General features: G+C 63.5%; 15 protein-coding genes. 8 read left to right on the top strand and 7 right to left on the bottom strand.

The features are described from left to right. Positions 1–20: 20 nt before the first annotated feature. The 4 genes from F9K07_RS00470 (at position 21) to F9K07_RS00455 (ending at position 5387) form a co-directional block, all read left to right on the top strand. Positions 21–3584 (top strand): indolepyruvate ferredoxin oxidoreductase family protein, encoded by a 3564-nt coding sequence (locus F9K07_RS00470; RefSeq protein ID WP_159588316.1) that lies wholly within the window; start codon positions 21–23, stop codon positions 3582–3584. Positions 3585–3650: 66 nt separating this feature from the next. Then, positions 3651–4199, top strand: coding sequence for a MarR family transcriptional regulator (locus tag F9K07_RS00465; protein WP_159588314.1), 549 nt, complete (start codon positions 3651–3653; stop codon positions 4197–4199). Continuing rightward, a complete protein-coding gene (locus F9K07_RS00460; RefSeq protein ID WP_159588312.1) occupies positions 4186–4881 on the top strand; it encodes a nucleotidyl transferase AbiEii/AbiGii toxin family protein in 696 nt (231 codons plus the stop codon). The genes F9K07_RS00465 and F9K07_RS00460 overlap by 14 nt, the downstream gene beginning before the upstream one ends. Before the next feature lie 53 nt (positions 4882–4934). After that, positions 4935–5387 carry an AAC(3)-I family aminoglycoside N-acetyltransferase gene (locus tag F9K07_RS00455; protein WP_268894764.1) on the top strand — a complete coding sequence of 151 codons (453 nt, stop codon included), beginning with the start codon at positions 4935–4937 and terminating at the stop codon, positions 5385–5387. Positions 5388–5394: 7 nt separating this feature from the next. On the opposite strand, the gene F9K07_RS00450 is transcribed toward F9K07_RS00455, so the two are convergent. From F9K07_RS00450 to F9K07_RS00420, 7 genes are all read right to left on the bottom strand, one after another. Then, positions 5395–6117 (bottom strand): M48 family metallopeptidase, encoded by a 723-nt coding sequence (locus F9K07_RS00450; protein WP_236581759.1) that lies wholly within the window; start codon positions 6115–6117, stop codon positions 5395–5397. A gap of 7 nt (positions 6118–6124) precedes the next feature. Continuing rightward, positions 6125–9409 carry a type I restriction endonuclease subunit R gene (locus tag F9K07_RS00445; protein WP_159588306.1) on the bottom strand — a complete coding sequence of 1095 codons (3285 nt, stop codon included), beginning with the start codon at positions 9407–9409 and terminating at the stop codon, positions 6125–6127. Between the two features lie 193 nt (positions 9410–9602). Further along, positions 9603–10772 carry a restriction endonuclease subunit S gene (locus F9K07_RS00440; RefSeq protein WP_159588304.1) on the bottom strand — a complete coding sequence of 390 codons (1170 nt, stop codon included), beginning with the start codon at positions 10770–10772 and terminating at the stop codon, positions 9603–9605. 105 nt (positions 10773–10877) lie between these two features. Next, positions 10878–11321 carry a hypothetical protein gene (locus F9K07_RS00435; protein ID WP_159588302.1) on the bottom strand — a complete coding sequence of 148 codons (444 nt, stop codon included), beginning with the start codon at positions 11319–11321 and terminating at the stop codon, positions 10878–10880. 70 nt (positions 11322–11391) lie between these two features. After that, the gene (gene dinD / locus F9K07_RS00430; protein WP_159588300.1) at positions 11392–12240 is read right to left on the bottom strand and encodes a DNA damage-inducible protein D; all 849 of its coding nucleotides are present in this window, start codon (positions 12238–12240) and stop codon (positions 11392–11394) included. Between the two features lie 179 nt (positions 12241–12419). Further along, entirely contained in the window at positions 12420–13931 is a 1512-nt protein-coding gene (locus F9K07_RS00425) for a type I restriction-modification system subunit M (protein ID WP_159588298.1), read from the bottom strand. Next, complete coding sequence (locus F9K07_RS00420; RefSeq protein ID WP_159588296.1) at positions 13928–14527, bottom strand: restriction endonuclease subunit S; 600 nt, start codon at positions 14525–14527, stop codon at positions 13928–13930. The genes F9K07_RS00425 and F9K07_RS00420 overlap by 4 nt, the downstream gene beginning before the upstream one ends. 111 nt (positions 14528–14638) lie before the next feature. On the opposite strand from F9K07_RS00420, the gene F9K07_RS00415 reads away from it, so the two are divergent. From F9K07_RS00415 to F9K07_RS00400, 4 genes are all read left to right on the top strand, one after another. Further along, positions 14639–14938: a DUF3892 domain-containing protein gene (locus tag F9K07_RS00415; RefSeq protein WP_159588294.1), complete on the top strand. Its 300-nt coding sequence runs from the start codon at positions 14639–14641 to the stop codon at positions 14936–14938. Beyond that, positions 14931–15620, top strand: a complete 690-nt coding sequence (locus tag F9K07_RS00410; RefSeq protein ID WP_236581758.1) for a nucleotidyltransferase domain-containing protein — start codon at positions 14931–14933, stop codon at positions 15618–15620. The genes F9K07_RS00415 and F9K07_RS00410 overlap by 8 nt, the downstream gene beginning before the upstream one ends. Further along, positions 15568–16017, top strand: coding sequence for a DNA-binding protein (locus F9K07_RS00405; RefSeq protein WP_159588292.1), 450 nt, complete (start codon positions 15568–15570; stop codon positions 16015–16017). The genes F9K07_RS00410 and F9K07_RS00405 overlap by 53 nt, the downstream gene beginning before the upstream one ends. 91 nt (positions 16018–16108) lie before the next feature. Then, positions 16109–17062, top strand: coding sequence for a Bug family tripartite tricarboxylate transporter substrate binding protein (locus tag F9K07_RS00400; RefSeq protein WP_159588290.1), 954 nt, complete (start codon positions 16109–16111; stop codon positions 17060–17062). Positions 17063–17073 lie beyond the last annotated feature (11 nt).

The following is a 17073-nucleotide window of genomic DNA, read 5'->3' as shown; positions in this document are numbered from 1 at the left end:
AGGCCGCAGAGAGACCCACGATGAACGCTCGCATCGACGCGCTGCACGCGCCCACGCCCCCCGCTCTGCGCGAGGTGACGCTGGAGGACAAATACACCGCCACCACCGGCGAGATCTACCTCAGCGGCATCCAGGCCCTGGTGCGCCTGCCGCTCATGCAGCGCCTGCGCGACCAGGCCGCCGGCCTGCACACGGGGGGATTCGTCTCGGGCTACCGGGGCTCGCCGCTGGGCGGACTGGACGAAGCCCTGTGGCATGCGAAACCGCACCTCGACGCGCACCACGTGCGCTTCGTGCCCGGTGTCAACGAAGAGCTGGCCGCCACGGCGGTGTGGGGCAGCCAGCAGGTGCTCCTGCTCGGCAAGAGCGACTACGACGGTGTGTTCGGCCTCTGGTACGGCAAGGGCCCGGGCGTGGACCGCAGCATCGACGTCTTCAAGCACATGAACCATGCCGGCACCTCGCGCCACGGTGGCGTGCTGCTGGTCGCGGGGGACGACCACAACGCCTACTCGTCGACCCTGCCGCACCAGAGCGACCACGTGTTCGCCGCGTCCATGATCCCCATGCTTTACCCCTGCAACGTGCAGGAGTACATCGAACTCGGCCTGCACGGCTGGGCCATGTCGCGCTTCTCCGGTTGCGCGGTGGGCTTCAAGGCCCTGGCCGATACGGTGGAGTCCAGCGCCTCCATCAGCGCCGACCCGTTCGCGGTGCAGACGCGCCTGCCCGGTGAATTCGTGCTGCCCGAGGGGGGCCTGAACAACCGGCTCTCCACCGACACGCTGGGCGTGCAGGCGCGCAAGCAGGAAGCGCTGATGCAGGACCACAAGATCTACGCCGCCATGGCGTATGCGCGCGAGAACCGGCTCAACCGCGTGACCATCGATGCGCCCGGCGCGCGGCTGGGCATCGTGGCCTCGGGCAAGAGCTACCTCGACGTGCTCGAAGCGCTGGAAGAACTCGGTATCGACGAAGCGCTGGCCGCCACCATCGGCATTCGCCTGTTCAAGGTGTCCATGCCCTGGCCGCTGGAGCCCGAAGGCATCCGCGAGTTCGCGCGCGGACTGGAAGAAATCCTGGTGGTCGAAGAGAAGCGCCAGGTGGTCGAGTACCAGCTCAAGGAACAGCTCTACAACTGGCGCGAGGACGTGCGCCCGCGCGTGATTGGCAAGTTCGACGAGCGCGGCGAGTGGGACGTGCACAACCCGCGCGGCCGTGGCGACTGGCTGCTCTCGGCCACGGGCGATTTCTCGGTCGCGCAGGTGGCGCGCGTGATCGCCGCGCGCATCCGCCGCCTGGGGCTGGAGACACACACCGAAGACCTGATCCAGTCGCGGCTCGACTTCCTCGAAGCCAAGGACCGCTTGCTGCAACGTGCCGTGGCCACGCCCACGCGCCCGGCCTGGTACTGCTCGGGCTGCCCCCACAACACCAGCACGCGCGTGCCCGAAGGCAGTTTCGCGCTGGCCGGCATCGGCTGCCACGTGATGGCCACCGCCATCTACCCCGAGTTCAACAAACTCACCACGCAAATGGGCGGCGAAGGCGCGCCCTGGATCGGCGCCTCGGCGTTCAGCCAGGTGCCGCACGTGTTCGCCAACCTGGGCGACGGCACCTACTACCACTCGGGCTATCTCGCGATCCGCGCCGCCGTGGCCGCCAACCGCACGATGCCGGTGAACATCACCTACAAGGTGCTCTACAACGACGCCGTCGCCATGACCGGCGGACAGCCGGTGGACGGCCCCATCGGCGTGCGCGAGATCGCGCGCCAGTTGAGCGCCGAAGGCGTGCAGCGCATCGCCGTCGTCACCGAAGACCTGGGCCGCTACGCCGATCGCACCGGCCTGCCCGGGCAGGCCACCCTGCACGACCGCGCCGAACTCGACGCGGTGCAATGCGCCCTGCGCGACGTGCCCGGCGTGAGCGTGATCGTGTACGACCAGACCTGTGCCGCCGAGAAACGCCGTCGGCGCAAGAAGAAGGAATACCCGCAGGCCACCGAGCGCGTGTTCATCAACGAAGCCGTGTGCGAAGGCTGCGGCGACTGCGGGCAACAATCCAACTGCACCGCCATCCTGCCCAAGGAAACACCACTCGGCCGCAAGCGCGCGATCGACCAGTCGTCCTGCAACGCGGACCTGTCGTGCCTCAAGGGCTTCTGCCCCAGCTTCGTCACCGTCAGCGGTGCCACACCGCGCCGGGCAAAAGCCGCCGCGCGCGAGCTGCCCGATTTTTCCACCTTGCCGCTGCCCAGCGCGCCTTCGCTCGCGCAGCCCTTCAACATCCTCATTACCGGCATCGGCGGCACGGGCGTGATCACCATCGGCGCGCTGATCGGCATGGCGGCCCATCTGGAGCGCAAGGGCGCCAGCGTGCTCGACATGACCGGCATGAGCCAGAAGAACGGCGCGGTCACCTCGCACGTGCGCCTGGCCGGGCAGCCGGCGCAACTGCGCGCGCAACGCATTGCCACCGGCGAGGCCGACCTCATCCTTGCCTGCGACATGCTCACCGCCGGCGCGGCCGATGCGCTCGCCAAGATGCGCCCCGGCCGCACGCTGGCGGTGGTCAACCGGCACGAGCAACCGGCAGGCCCGTTCGCGCGCGACCCCGACTGGCAATTCCCCGCCGACGATCTGCAAGGCCTGATCCGCGAAGCGACGGGCGAGCGCGCCGAGTTCCACGACGCCACGGCCCTGGCCACCGCGTTGCTGGGCGATGCCATCGGCGCCAACCTGTTCCTGCTCGGCCTGGCGTTCCAGCGAGGTGCGCTGCCACTGTCGCTGCAAGCTTTGCTGCGCGCGATCGAACTCAACGGCGTGGCCGTGGCCGCCAACGTGCAGGCCTTCCAGTGGGGCCGGTTGGCCGCCATCGACCCCGAGCGCGTGCACCGTCTGGCGCAACCCGCGCAAGCCATCACCCTGCACCGCCCGCAAAGTCTGGCGCAGCTGGTGAAACGCCGCGTGGGCTTGCTCACCGCCTACCAGAACGCGGCGTATGCGGCGCGCTACGCGGCCGTGGTCGAACGCGTGCGCGAGGCGGAAGCCCGCACGGTGGGCGGCGACCGGCTGAGCAAGGTGGTGGCCAGCAACATCTACAAGCTCATGGCCTACAAAGACGAATACGAGGTGGCGCGGCTGTACAGCGACCCGGCGTTCAAGGCGCAACTGGAAGCCGCGTTCGAAGGTCCCTTGAAGCTGCAATACCACCTCGCGCCACCGGTGCTGGACGCGGCAGGCGGCCCGCCGCGCAAACGCCGTTTTGGCGCGTGGATGGGCGCTGTGTTCCCCGTCCTCGCGCGCCTGAAGTTCCTGCGCGGCACGGTGCTCGACGTGTTCGGCCACACGGCGGAACGCCGCATGGAACGCGCCCTGATCGAGGAGTACCAGGCCCTGATCGAGCGCGAGATCGCGGATCTGGACGACGCCCGCCTGGAGCGTGCCCTGGCGCTCGCCCGTGTGCCGGAGACCATCCGGGGTTACGGCCATGTCAAAGCCGCGAGTGTGGTGAGCGCGCGGGCGCGGTGGAGCGCATTGCGGGCAGAGCGGGTCGCGGGGCAGGAGGTGGCGGAGGTCTGAGGCCTGCCGCGGTGACGGGTTTGGTGTGGATATTCGCTATTCGCGAATAGCGAATATGATCGAAGCATGGACCTCAAACCCCAAGACCTGCTGGTGTTGTTGAAAGTGGCGGCGCATCCCCCGCAGCGCTGGACCTACGCCGCGTTGGGTGAAGCCTTGGTCATGAGCGCCTCTGAGGCGCATGCCAGCGCGAAACGCGCCGTGGCATCAGGATTGGCGGTATCGCCTTCGCGCGGCGAGTGGTCACCCGTGCGGCCCAACCTGTTGGAGTTCATGCAGCATGGTGTGCGCTACATATGGCCGGCGACGCCGGGCCCCGTCAAGCGCGGCATTCCGACCTCATTCGGCGTAGAGCCGCTGGCCAGCCACGTGACGGCTGCCGTGGGAGAAGCGCCTGTCTGGGCACATCCATCGGGCGTTGCCAAAGGCCCAACGCTTTCACCGCTCTACCGGTCTGCGCCCCAGGCCGCATTGGCCGATCCTGCACTGCACCGCCTGCTGGCTTTGCTGGACGCCTTGCGCACGGGGCGCGCGCGCGAGCGCACGTTGGCAACCCAACTGCTGAAGAGCGAGTTGATGCAGCATGAAGCAGGGATCTCCCATGCGGACGAATGACCCGAACCTGCCTTATTTGCGAGAAATCGCATCGGCGCTGGGCGATCTGCGCGAACAGGTGGTGTTCGTGGGCGGTGCGGTCGCCGGTCTGTTGGTGACCGACCCATTGGCCGACAGCGTGCGCGCCACGCGCGATGTGGATGCCATCGTGAGCGCGAGCCGTGCAACGTTTCACCGCATTGAAGAAGCCGTGGCGCAACGCGGCTTTGCTCGCGACGTCACGAGCGATGTGATTTGTCGCTGGACCCACAAGCCATCCGGCGTTCTCTTCGATCTGATGCCGGTGCAGCCCGAGATACTGGGGTTTTCCAACCGCTGGTACCCGTATGCCGTGGCAACCGCAGCATCCGTAGACCTTGGTGATGGCGTGACGATCCGCTTGGTCAGTGCCGTGGCTTTTGTCGCGACCAAGCTGGAAGCATTTGCGAGCAGAGGTGGTGGCGACTTTCTCAGCAGCCATGATTTGGAGGACGTGCTGAACATCGTGGACGGTCGCGAAGAACTCGGTGCGGAAATGGCTGATGCGCCTGAAGAAGTGCGACAGGCGATGGGAGATGCATTCGCACGATTGCTCAACAACCCCGACTTCGCCAATGTGTTGCCGGGGCTGGTGGCCGAGCCCGAGCGCGCGGGCGTTGTGTTGCAGCGCCTGCGCAGCCTATGTCGATCCCCCAAGGATTGAACACGAAAGGAGCCGTTGTGCCGAACCCATCGTCGAACCACGAAGCCTTCCAGATTCGCGTGCTCGGCGCTCAAGACACCAGCACAGCCCGCGCCATGCTTCACCTGTTCGGGCGAGAGTTCGATGACGTGCCCACCTACAGTGCCCGGCAGCCCGACGACCCGTACCTGCAGCGCCTGCTCGGCAGCGACACCTTCGTGGCCATCGTCGCCACCGCCGGCGACCGCGTGATCGGCGCTCTGGCGGGATACGTGCTGCCCAAATTCGAGCAGGCACGTTCCGAGTTCTACATCTACGACCTGGCGGTGGAAGAAGCCTGGCGCCGGCGCGGCGTCGCCACCGGGTTGATCCTGCGGCTCCAGATGCTGGCCGCGGAGCGGGGCATCTACGTCATCTTCGTGCAGGCGGACCACGGAGACGATCCGGCGATTGCGCTCTACACCAAGCTGGGTGTGCGCGAGGACGTGTTGCACTTCGACATTGCGCCGGTGCCAGCGAAGGCTTGAGCGAAATTCATCGGTTCAACAACCGCTGCGCCAACTCGTCCAGCTCCTCCTTGCGCGCGACCCAGTCGGGCAAGGTGCGGCTCAGCAAGCGGTAGAAGCGTTCGCTGTGGTTGTGCTCCTTCAAGTGGCACAGCTCGTGCGCGACCACGTACTCGATGCAGGCCTTCGGTGCCTTCACAAGCGACGGGTTGAGCAGCAGCTCGCCACGGGGTGAGCAACTGCCCCATTGGGTCTTCATCGATCGCAGGCGAACCGTTGGCAACGCATGGCCCAGGCGCATGCGGGAAGCCATCTCCTCCAGCACCCGCGCAAACACCTCCGTGGCCCGCGCCCGGTACCACCGCTCCAGCAGGCGGCGCACCGTGGCCGCGTCGCGCTGGTCTGTGGTCACTTCCAGCCGCCCGCGCCACAAACGCACACCCATCGCCTGGCCCTGCGCAGGCAGTACCTTCAACACATGGCGCCGCCCCAGGTAGACATGCGTTTCGCCGCTCACGTATTCGCGTGGCAGCACATGAAGCTGACGTGCATGTACCGCCTGCGATTGCCGCCACACCCAGCTGGCGCGTTGGCGCACGGCGTGCTTCACCGCCGACAGCGCCGTGCCCTCGGGCGCGTCCACCTGCACTGCACCATCGGGCAACACGTGAATCGCCACCCGCCTTTGCGGTCGCGGCAGAAACCGCACCGAAAATTGGATGCGCTCATCGCCATACGCGATGGCGTGCACGCTCGGCTCAGCGCCCATGTCTGGAAAGCCCGACCCGTGTGACCTGGATCACCTCGTCGATCGCCTGCTTGGCCTTGTCCAGCCCCATCAGGCCAAACAGCTGGGGCAACAGCGCCTTGGCGATGGCGGTTTCGATGTTCTGCGGGTTCAGCGAATGTTCGGCCACGGCCTGCTGCACCACGCCGTGCATCTCGTGCGCCTGCTGGACCAGCGCGGCCTCGTCGGCTTGCGCAAAGGCCTCCTCACCCAACACCAGGCGGCAGATGCCGAAGTACGCGCGCACGTGCGGGTTGTCCCCCAACGCCTCCGGCATGCGACCCACGTCGCGCCTCTCCACTTGCTCTTCGAATTTCTTGAACAACGCGTACTGCTTCAACGGGTGGTCGAACATCGCTTCGGCCTCGGCAATCGCCTGCTTGAGCAACTCGGCAAACACCTTTTGCGCGTAGGGGTCGTCCGCCAGATCCTGCTCGATGGTTTTCTTCAAACGCGTGCGGATCATGTCCGTTTCGTTGCGCGTTTTTTCTTCGCTCCAGGTTTCGGGCGTTTCGGGCTGGCCCAACCGGTGGACCATGTACACGCCCTCTGGCTCGCGCACCTGGTGGCCGATCACCTGTTGGTCCACCAGGCGGCGAAGTTGCGCTTCGTACACGCTGTAGTCCACCGTCTCCAGCGCATCGCGGCGGGCGATCGCGCGCAGCTCGGTGAAGAAGCGCAGGTCCTCCTTGTAGCGGGTCACCGTGGCTTCCGAGAAGCGGTGGTCTTCGAAGAAGCTGCGCGAAGATAGTGCCGTTTGCAGGCACAGGCCAAACGCGGTCAACGCTTCGTAAAAATCCTCTCGCACCTTCTGCCGCGTGTCGTAGGCCTGGCCGTCCTCATCGTTCGCATGGCGCGGCATCAGCGCCTGCCGGAACTGCTCCGGATCCCGCAGGTTCTTCACGTCGGCGAAGACGGCAAACAGCGCATCGTGCAGCCCCGGCAAGCGCTTGTATTCCGTGCTGATCTGCTGGTACAGCCCTTCGATGTCGGCGAGCTCATAGCCACCCTGCGTGCGCGTCTCCAGGTCCTGGTACGCGCGCACCGCCGTGTCCAGCTCTTTCAGAATGCCTCGGTAATCCACCAGCACGCCATAGCGCTTGGCTTCGTGCAGGCGGTTCACCCGCGCCACCGCCTGGATCAGGTTGTGCGCCTTCAAGGGCTTGTCGATGTAGAGCACCGTATTGCGCGGCTCGTCAAAGCCGGTGAGCAGGCGGTCCACCACGATCAGCAGGTCGGGTGCGCCATCGCTGCCGAAGGCCTGCAGCACCTGCTCTTCATACTGCTCGGCGTTGCGGCCCACATGCGTGTTCCACCACTTCTGCACCTCGGGCACCGTGCTCTCGTCCAGCTCGGTGTTGCCTTCGCGGCTGTCGGGCGCCGAGATGATCACCGCACTGCTCACCAGGCCCGTCGCGTCCAGCGCCTGCTTGTAGCGAATGGCTTCGAGCTTGCTCGCCGTGGCCACCTGCCCCTTGAGGCCCAGCGCCAGCTTGTGAATGTTCTCACTGAAGTGCTGCGCAATGTCCCATGCGATCAGCTCGATGCGGTTGGCCGCGCCGTACACCACCTGTTTGTTCGCGAACTTGCGCTTGAGGTCGGCCGCTTGCTCGGGGCTCAGGGCGGCGGTGATGCGGTCGAACCAGCGGTTCACCGCATCTTCGTTGATTGCCAGCTCTGGCACGCGCTCTTCGTACAGCAGCGGTGCCACCGTGCCGTCTTCCACCGCGCGCTGCATGGTGTAGGCGTGCACGATCGGGCCGAACTTGTTGGCGGTCTTTTCCTGCTTCAGCAGCGGTGTTCCCGTGAAGGCCACGTAGGCGGCACGCGGCAGCGCCTTGCGCATGCGCTCGTGCGTTTCGCCACCATGGCTGCGGTGCCCTTCGTCCACCAGCACGATCAAATCGGCCGAGGGGTTGTGGCACTCGGGCAGTTTGGACGCGGTGGCGAACTTGTGGATCAGCGTGAAGATGATCCGCTCGTTGCCCTGGCCAATGCGCTTGGCCAATTCGCGGCCCGAACCCACCTTGGCGCGCTCGCCCTCTTTCTTGGTGGCGATGGCCGAGCCAAACGCGCCGCTGTTCATGAAGTTGCGCGCCAGCTGGTCTTCCAGATCGAGGCGGTCGGTGACCACCAGCACGCGGCAGGCCTGCGTGCTCGCGAGCAACACGAGCGCCTTGGTGAGAAACACCATGGTCAAGCTCTTGCCCGATCCGGTGGTGTGCCACACCACGCCACCTTCGCGCCCACCATCGGGCCGGCGCTGGGCGATGCGTTCGAGCAAGGCGCGAATGCCGAAGAACTGCTGGTAACGCGCCACCACCTTGCCCGCCTTGCGGTCGAACAACACGAAGAGGCGCAGGAACTCGAGCACGCGTTGCGGGTGCAGCAAGGCGGCGAGCAGGCGGTCTTGGTCGGTGGGTAACAAGGGTTGCGACCACCACGCGCGGAAATAGGTTTGCAGCTTGCCTGGCTTGCCTGCGAGCAGCGCGTTTTGCGCATCCGCCGTGAGCGGCCGGTTCTTCCACTCGCTCAATTGCGCATCGCTGAATGCTTCTTCGCGCCAACGCGCCCAGAACTTCAGCGGCGTGCCGGTGGTGCCGTAGCGGCCCTCGGTAGGGCTCACCGAGAACAGCAACTGAGCGTAGGCGAACAGCTGCGGAATTTCGTCGGGGCGCTGGTTGCGCAGTTGCTGGCTGATGCCCTCGTTCACCATCGCGGTGCCGGTGTGCGAAGCGTCGGGCCGTTTGGCTTCGATGACGGCCAGCGGCAGGCCATTCACATACGCGACGACATCGGGCGCGCGGTGGTGCGTGCCGTGGGTGGAGAGCACCTGCAGCTCTTCGGTGACGTCCCAGCGGTTGGAGGTCACGTCGTACCAATCGACCAGCGCAATGGTGGGCTGGTGCTTCTTGCCGTCGGGCATGAACTCGGTGATGGTCACGCCCAGCGCGAGCATCTGGTAAAGGCGCTCGTTGGCGGGCAGCAAACCTTCGGCGAGGTTGAGCGCCTGCACCTGGCGCACGATCTGGTCAATGCCGCTGGGGGAGAGTGGGAAGGTTTCGCCCTTGTAGTCGAAGCGGCGGGTTTGCAGAACTTCGATGAGGCGGGGTTTGAGGATGACTTCGCGGGTGCTGCCGCCGCGCAACGCGAGAGCTTCTGCGGTGGGGAGGAAATGCCAGCCCAGGTTGACGAGCAGGTGCAGCGCGGGGATGTGGGCGCTGTAGTGTTCTCGGGTTTGGGGGGTGAGGCTCATGGTGATCAGGCTCAGACGGGGTGCTGGGCTAAATCGGTGGGCATGCTCACGGTGTTGCGCCGCACCTGCCTCAAAAGAAAAACCGCCAAGGTTGCGCATGCAGAAGCAGAGGCGTGGCGGTTATGTTGCCGCGAGTTTACATGCGGTGGCTTCTGGGCGAACTGGGGTTGGGTATCGGACACGCTGAGGACTTTCATGCTGAAGCGGTCATCGCCTGTTTGACCCGGCGCTTTCCGGTCAGAAGGTCTTGCATGAGCGCGCGTTTTTCTTGGCGCAGTGCGTCTACGTTTTGTGCAAGGGTGTCTATCTCCTTTGAAGCCGCATCCAGCACTTCTGCAATCTGCTTCTGACGTTCCATCGGAGGAAGTGGAACCATCACATTCATGAAGTCAGTTGGCCGAATGTTGAGAAGGCCGTTGTTGCGAACGCCTGTGTTCACCAAGGCGCCCAGTTGGCCGTGCAAATAGTCTGCTTCGAAGAGGTACTTGAAGAACGGCGAATGGCACAGAGCGTCGTCCATCGCGAAGCACACATAGACGTGAGGCACCAGCCCAGTTTCATATTCGTCTAATTGAAATACGCAGCCGAACTCGTACAGCTTCGAGTTGCCTTTGTTGTAGGCGAACTCACCGCGCTGGAGCAGCACATAGTCGTTCAAGCTTTTACCCGCCATAAATCGACTGTACTTTTGATCTTGTCTAACGAAGCCAGACCCAGACGAAATCATCAAAACGGGATGTACGCCACCATCGGCGGGTCGTTGGATGCGATGTGCAATTTCGACAAGACGCGCGCTACTCCACGACGTCGTTTGTCCTAAAAGCAGATGCTGGACTAGTGCTGCCTTTTGCCTTCGGCTGTTGGCGAGAAGCTTTTCGGCGGTGGTGATTGCGTCACCCCAAGTGTCTAGAAGTTGAACGATCGCGAGCTGCTCTTCTCGCGGTGGAACGACTATTTCCAGTTCTTGAAGCCCCGCTTTTGTTAGCTTGTACCGCCCCACCCCCTGCCGCGAAAGTACGGGTGTCAGGTCACGATGGATGAAGCTGTAGTGAAACCACTTTGCAAGGCATTTCTGAGAGTCGCCAATGACGTGGGCATGGTTGTTGACATTGGCCTTGCCTGAAAAATAGAGGGTCATCGACCGCTCTCGAAACTTCAGGAAGTGGTCTCCATCTTCCCCAACAAGGGCAAAAGCTTCGTCGATTCGATAGTGATTGAGGGAGTCCAACTGGCCAGTCGGACCAAAGTATGGATACGGCCCTGGCATCCCTGTTCGCTCTTCCGCGCTGATTGGAAAGCGAAGGTTGTTGCGAATCGCGCACACCGCACCAACTGTTGATCTCAACCATCCATCAGGCAACATGGTTCATCCGACTTGCAAGGTGTTGCGCCGCTTCGTGCGGCGATGAAAAGCGCATTGACGCCACGGCATGTGCGGTGGCTATGGCTTGCAGGAGATGCGAAGAATTCATGTTGCTGTCTTGTTCCTGCCGAATTTCGATTCGGAAAATCCGGTCGATAGTTTCACGGCTATGCCAAACACCTCGTCTATGTCGTGCGCCGCGCACTCGCGCGGCTCGCCCACGTCAAAACCGCCGAAGGGCATTTGCAGAGCTTCGACACGCACGCCCGCATCGAGTTGTTTCTGAACATCGGTCATCGTCTCGTCCACGATAGATACAACCCCCTTGCCAGCCGCACCAAACATGCTGATCAACATAGCCGGCGCAATGTTCTGACGAATCTGCGATGGACCGTTTGCAGGCTGCACGATCGCCGCGACATTGATGACTTCGCCGCTGCCGACCAAAGTTTCCATGCCGACCACCCACCAATAGGCGAGAAAGTCCGGAAGCTGGATGGGAATGGTCGCGTGTTGTGCGACCGCTGGATCGCATGACTTGTCGTTCATTGCGTTGTCTCTCCGAGAAGCCATTCGGAATTACAGAATAACTGCCGTCGGCACGTCGGATCGAAGCTTCTCATGAAGCCTTCTTCCCCACGCGTTTTTGCTGCTCCCGCGTTAGCTGCTGAATGCTCTTGTCCGGCGGCGGCAGGTTTTCCGGCATCGTGCCGCCCAGTTCCTGAATCGTCTGGCGCACTTTGCGCCCGACTTCCAAATGGGTTCGATTGGCGGCTGCCTTGCCTTGCGCGCCTTCTCGCCGCAGCTTCTCTTCGGCCTGTGTGGCGCGGAACAGGTTGGCCGCCAGCTCCGTGCTGCCCATGTGGTCGAGGATCTTCTGGCTTTTCTTCAGGCTCTTGCGCGCATGGATTTCCTTGGCGCCGAGGCCGCCGTACAAGCCCTTGTAGCCATGGTCCTGAAACACCGCATAGTCCAGCGGTGTGATGACGCCGCATTGCTGCGCCGCTGCGGCCAGGTCTTTGTTGTGTCGAGCGAGTTCGTTGCGCAGCATGAGGCGACGATCGTCTTCTGACAGTTGCGTGAACTGGGCTTGGTCTTGCAGCTCCTGGCGGCGCGTTTGCAGTGCGAAGTAGGTTTGCCCTGCTGCGATAACAGGCTTGGACGGATTGCCGTTCTGAACGATCAGGTAGCAGGCGTAACGCGAAAGCTTGACGTCCTCCACCCGGCGATGTGCGCCTGAACCGATGCCGACCATTTTGACGACGTCGTCAAAATGGTCGGCCACCGCGTGTCCGGAGTTGTCGCAAGCCTGCTTGGCCTTCTCGATGACGCCTGCAAAGTTGCGCCAGACCGGGTAGTCCAATATCGGCGCCAAGTCGCGTGCGTACCAGAATTCGCGACCTTGCTCGTCCTCTTGGCGGATGTTTTCAAAACCATTTTCCGAGGCTTGGTGCTGCACGCTATTCATCTTTTGAACTCCCTTTCGAATGGACTTGCTCACATGTAATTGGCTTTGAACGCATCGAACCTTTAAGTGCGCCTTAATAGTTCAAGTTCGGATGGCTTGGTACGCGAGGCCCTGAGGGACTGCGTTTCGCAGCGTTCGCTCGCTCTGCGTCGACCATTTTGACGACGTCATCAAAATGGTCACTCATACCCCAACTCCTTCAGATACCCCGCCATCTTCTCCTCCAACCCCGCCAGCTCCGCCTTGAGCCTCAAGCGCTCTTCCCGCACCGCCATCAGGTCGATCGTCTCCGCCTCTTCAAACGTGTCCACATAACGCGGGATGTTCAAGTTGAAGTCGTTCTCGGCGATCTCGGCGATGGTCGCCAGATGCGCGTACTTGGCCACGTTCTGCCGCGCACGTACGGTGGCGACGACGGTGTCCAGATCGCTCGCGCGCAGCAGGTTCTGGTTCTTGCCGTCCTGGTAGGCGCGGCTGGCGTCGATGAAGAGCACCTTGTCGTCCGCCTTCTTCTTGCGCAGCACCAGCACGGCCGCAGGAATGCCGGTGCCGTAGAACAGCTTTTCCGGCAGGCCAATCACCACGTCGAGCAAATTTTCTTCAATGAGCTTCTGGCGGATCTTGCCCTCGGCCGCGCCGCGGAACAGCACGCCGTGCGGCACCACCACCGCCATGCGGCCCGTGCCGGGTTTCATGGTTTCAACCATGTGCAGGATGAAGGCGTAGTCGGCCTTGGTGCGCGGGGGCACGCCGCGCCGAAAGCGCTTGTGCGGGTCGTCGGAAGCGGCTTCAAAGCCCCACTTCTCCAAGGAGAACGGCGGGTTGGCCACGACGATGTCGAAGTGCTTCAGGTTGCCCTGGCTGTCGAGCAGCTTCGGGTTGCGCAGCGTGTCGCCCCATTCAATGCGGTGGTTGTCCTCGGCGTGCAGGAACATGTTCATCTTGGCCAGCGCCCAGGTGCTGCCAATGGCTTCCTGCCCGTAGAGCGCGTATTGGCGGCTGCCGGCGTTGGCGCGGATGAGTTGGCCGCACTTCATGAGCAGCGAACCCGAGCCGCAGGTGGGGTCGCAAATGTCGTCGCCCTTCTGCGGCTCCATCAGCAGCGCCATGAGCTGCGAGACCTCGGGTGGCGTGTAGAACTCGCCGGCTTTCTTGCCGCTGGTGGAGGCGAAGTTCTTGATGAGGAATTCGTAGGCGTTGCCGATCACGTCGAGGTTGCCCACGCGGCTCTCGCGCAGGTTGAGCTCGGGCTTGGCGAAGTCTTCCAGCAGGTGGCGCAGGATGTCGTTCTTCTGCGCCTCGTCGCCGAGCTTGGTGGAGTTGAAGCTGATGTCCTGGAACACGTCGCGCAGCTTGCTCAGGTTGGCTTCTTCAATGGCGTGCAAGGCCTTGTCGATGCGCTCGCCGTTGCCGGGCTGGTGCCGCGCTTCGTGCAGGGCATAAAAGTTGGCGCTGCGCGGCAGCACGAAGCGCTCGTTCTTCAGCAGTTCTTCGATCAGCTCGGGGTGGTTGCCGTGCTCTTTTTTGTAGCGGTCGTAGTGGTCTTGCCAGACGTCGGAGATGTATTTCAGGAAGAGCATGGTCAGGACGTAGTCCTTGTAAATGCTCGGGTCGACCGTGCCACGGAAGGTGTCGCAGGCGTTCCAGACGGCGGCGTTGATGGCGTCTTGCTGAATAGGGGTGGCGGTCATGGTGTGGGTTCGGACAGGGATTCGGATGAAGACAAAAGCGCGTGCGCCAGCGCGTCGAGCTGCTGCTGGCGGTTGCGAATGAGGGCCTGGTATTGCTGCTCTTCGTGCGCGGCCGCGTCGGCCAGCGCCACGATGAGCTGTTGCTCGGCCAGGGGCGGCACGGCAAGAGGCATGGCCTCCAGCACGGGGCGGCGGATGCTCAGCTGGTCGGAGCCTTCGGCGTTGCTGGCCAGGTAGCGCTGCGCGGGCGCCCGGTTGATCTGCCAGGCCAGGAATGCGGGCAACACGGTGGGCGATTTGATGCGCAACAGAAAAACGTGGGGGGAGCACACCGTGGGCTTGGGCACGTCGCGCACGCTGACGGCGTAGTTGCGCGAGCCGCGCGCGACAAACACCACGTCGCCCGGGCGGAGCCATTGCACAGGTTTGTTGGCGTCCACTTCCGTTCGAATCAGCCCATCCCAGGCAATGTCGCCGTTGGGGCTGAGGTCTCGCATTTGCAGGGCAAAGGCATTGCCATCTTTCACGAAGGGCACGCTTCCCCGAAACGGGTGTCCGGCTTGTACGTCTGCCAGCGTGAGGAGAGCTTGCTTCATATTGCATCAATACGGATGATGCGAAATTATCAATGTGCGAACTGAAAAAAGCAACTACTATCGTTTCTTCAACATCACATGGGTTGATGCAAATTTTTTCAGGAGGCTCAGATGCACGAATACGAGGTGAACTGCGTGACCAAGCCACATCGCGACAGCCCGCACGAGGCCATCACCCACATTGGCAACACCTTCAGTCGGTGGCGGATGACGACGGAGACGGCCATTGCCAGCATCGAGTCGAAGTCGGCCGCGTTCTACACGGTCGACAAGTCCAGACGGGTGCGTGCCTACATCGGCGTGGTGCGCGAACCCGGTCGGGCGCCTTATTTACGAACGTACGCCGACCAGAAATGGAACAACAACCTGTTGGCACAAGGTGACTGCGGAGCGGAGTGCAAACTTGTTTGACTGGCCAACCTGCACACTTGCAACTCGTCGCCTTTTTGGCAACAATCGTCGCCCTATGGGCAACGATAATTTGATGGACCTCTTGTTTTCTCCGTCGCGGCAGCGCGTCCTGGCGCGGCTCCTGTTGCAGCCTCGGTCGGACTTTCACTTGCGCGAATTGGCCCGGTTGACCCAGAGCCATGCGGGCACGCTGGCGCGCGAGCTAGACAAGTTAACCCAGGCCGGTCTCTTGCTGCGCAGTGAACAGGGCAATCAGGTGCGCTATCAGGCGAACGCCGCACATCCGCTGTTTGGCGATCTGGCCGCGCTGTTTCGGAAGACGCATGGTGTGGTGCCTGCGCTGCGAACGGCACTGTCGCCACTGGACTCGCAAATACGGGTGGCATTGGTGTTCGGTTCTGTGGCGCGAGGCGAGGCCACCGCCGGTAGCGACATAGACCTGCTGGTGTTGGGCCGTGTGGATTTTGCCGCGTTGGCGCAGGCCATGTTTCCGCTGCACACTGCGTTGGCCCGCGAGGTCAACACGGTGCTTTACACGCCTGAAGACTTCTTCTCGCGCGTGCGCGATGGCGATGCGTTTGCACGCGATGTGCTGGCCAAACCCCAGTTGTTTGTAAAGGGAGATGCCGATGAGCTTGCAAAACTTGCTGGCGATAGGGCGGCTGCAGGTTCATCAGCCTGATGCCGCCGGCATTGCCAAGCTGCTGCAGGCCGCGCGGCGAAACCTGTCGGATGCGGATATCGAGCAGATCTGCGCCGACAACCGATTTGATGCCGCCTACAAATGCATCATGCAGTGCGCCATGCTGGGCTTGTGGGCGAGTGGCTATCGCAGCTCGACCAGCCAGCCAGGCCATCATCAGACCGCGCTTCAAAGCTTGGGGTTGACGATGGGTGTGGCGCAACCGGACATCATCGTGTTCGATGCGCTGCGCCGGCAGCGCAACGCGAGCGACTACGAAGGCGACCCGGTGTCCAACGCCACGTCGCAGGCGTGTAGAGACCAGGCTGCGATGCTGTTGGCGCATACCGAAGTCTGGCTGCGCGCCCACCGCCCCGATCTGCTCGCACAACCATGATGGCCCACGTTCCACACCCTGGAACGTCCTGAATCTGTGCTTGCCACCTTCCTAGACTGGCCCTTCCTCAGCCCTCAATCCGGAGAAGAAGATGCGCAAGTTCCTGATCGGAATGTGTGTGGCCGCGAGCGCCCACACGGTCGCCATGGCCACCGAGGCCTACCCCGAGAAGCCCGTGAAGATCGTGCACGTCAGCACGCCCGGCAGCGGCGCGGACAACGTGGCGCGCATCCTGGCCGACGAATTGCGCGAGAACCTGGGCAGCAGCTTCGTGGTGGAAGGCAAGCCGGGCGCGCTGGGCCAGATCGGCACAGAATCGGTCGCCCGTGCCGCGCCCGATGGCTACACGCTGATGATCACCTCCTCGGGCACGCACTCGGCGGGCCCGTGGCTGTCGAAGAAGTCGCCCTACGACGCGGTGACCGACTTCGCCCACATCGGCCGTGTGGTGACCGTGCCCTTCCTGGCCGTGGCCGGCGCGGACGCGCCTACCCATGTGAAGGAATTCGTGGCCTACGCGAAGAAGAACCCGGGTTTCAGCTACGGCTACGGTTCGGCCACCGCACAAGTGGCGGCGGCTTCGCTGCTCAAGACGCTGGGTGTGGACGCCATCGGCGTGGGCTACAAGGGCCAATCCCAGGCCGTGCTCGACCTGATGGGCGGACGCATCCACTTCATGATGGTCGATCCCTCGGTGGTCGCGGCCAACCTCAAGGCGGGCAAGCTGCGCGCGCTGGCCACCACTTCGTCCAAACGCCTGTCGCTCCTGCCCGAGGTGCCCACGTTCCGCGAGGCGGGCATGCCGGAGCTCGACGTGCAGGTCTGGATGGGCCTGGGGGCGCCTGCCGCCACGCCCGTGCCCGTGCTGCAGAAGATCAACGCCGCGCTGCAGCGCGTGGCGCAGAACCCGAAGGTGCGCCAACAGTTCGAAGCCCAGGGTTTCGAGGTCGACACCAACGCCCTGGCCGAGCAGGCCGCCTTCGTGCGGCGGCAGTACGACGCCTGGGGCCGCAGCATCCGTGCGGCGGGCGTGGAGCCGCAGTAAGCCTGCGCTTG

Source organism: Hydrogenophaga sp. BPS33, assembly GCF_009859475.1.
Lineage (GTDB): Bacteria > Pseudomonadota > Gammaproteobacteria > Burkholderiales > Burkholderiaceae_C > Hydrogenophaga.
The sequence above is the reverse complement of the archived record's forward strand: the minus strand, read 5'-3'. Positions and strand labels throughout refer to the sequence as shown.

Coding starts and splice junctions, on each gene's coding strand:
- F9K07_RS00470 (WP_159588316.1), top strand. CDS start 21: ATGAACGCTCGCATCGACGCGCTGCACGCGCCCACGCCCCCCGCTCTG.
- F9K07_RS00465 (WP_159588314.1), top strand. CDS start 3,651: ATGGACCTCAAACCCCAAGACCTGCTGGTGTTGTTGAAAGTGGCGGCG.
- F9K07_RS00460 (WP_159588312.1), top strand. CDS start 4,186: ATGCGGACGAATGACCCGAACCTGCCTTATTTGCGAGAAATCGCATCG.
- F9K07_RS00445 (WP_159588306.1), bottom strand. CDS start 9,409: ATGAGCCTCACCCCCCAAACCCGAGAACACTACAGCGCCCACATCCCC.
- F9K07_RS00440 (WP_159588304.1), bottom strand. CDS start 10,772: ATGTTGCCTGATGGATGGTTGAGATCAACAGTTGGTGCGGTGTGCGCG.
- F9K07_RS00435 (WP_159588302.1), bottom strand. CDS start 11,321: ATGAACGACAAGTCATGCGATCCAGCGGTCGCACAACACGCGACCATT.
- dinD (WP_159588300.1), bottom strand. CDS start 12,240: ATGAATAGCGTGCAGCACCAAGCCTCGGAAAATGGTTTTGAAAACATC.
- F9K07_RS00425 (WP_159588298.1), bottom strand. CDS start 13,931: ATGACCGCCACCCCTATTCAGCAAGACGCCATCAACGCCGCCGTCTGG.
- F9K07_RS00420 (WP_159588296.1), bottom strand. CDS start 14,527: ATGAAGCAAGCTCTCCTCACGCTGGCAGACGTACAAGCCGGACACCCG.
- F9K07_RS00415 (WP_159588294.1), top strand. CDS start 14,639: ATGCACGAATACGAGGTGAACTGCGTGACCAAGCCACATCGCGACAGC.
- F9K07_RS00405 (WP_159588292.1), top strand. CDS start 15,568: ATGAGCTTGCAAAACTTGCTGGCGATAGGGCGGCTGCAGGTTCATCAG.
- F9K07_RS00400 (WP_159588290.1), top strand. CDS start 16,109: ATGCGCAAGTTCCTGATCGGAATGTGTGTGGCCGCGAGCGCCCACACG.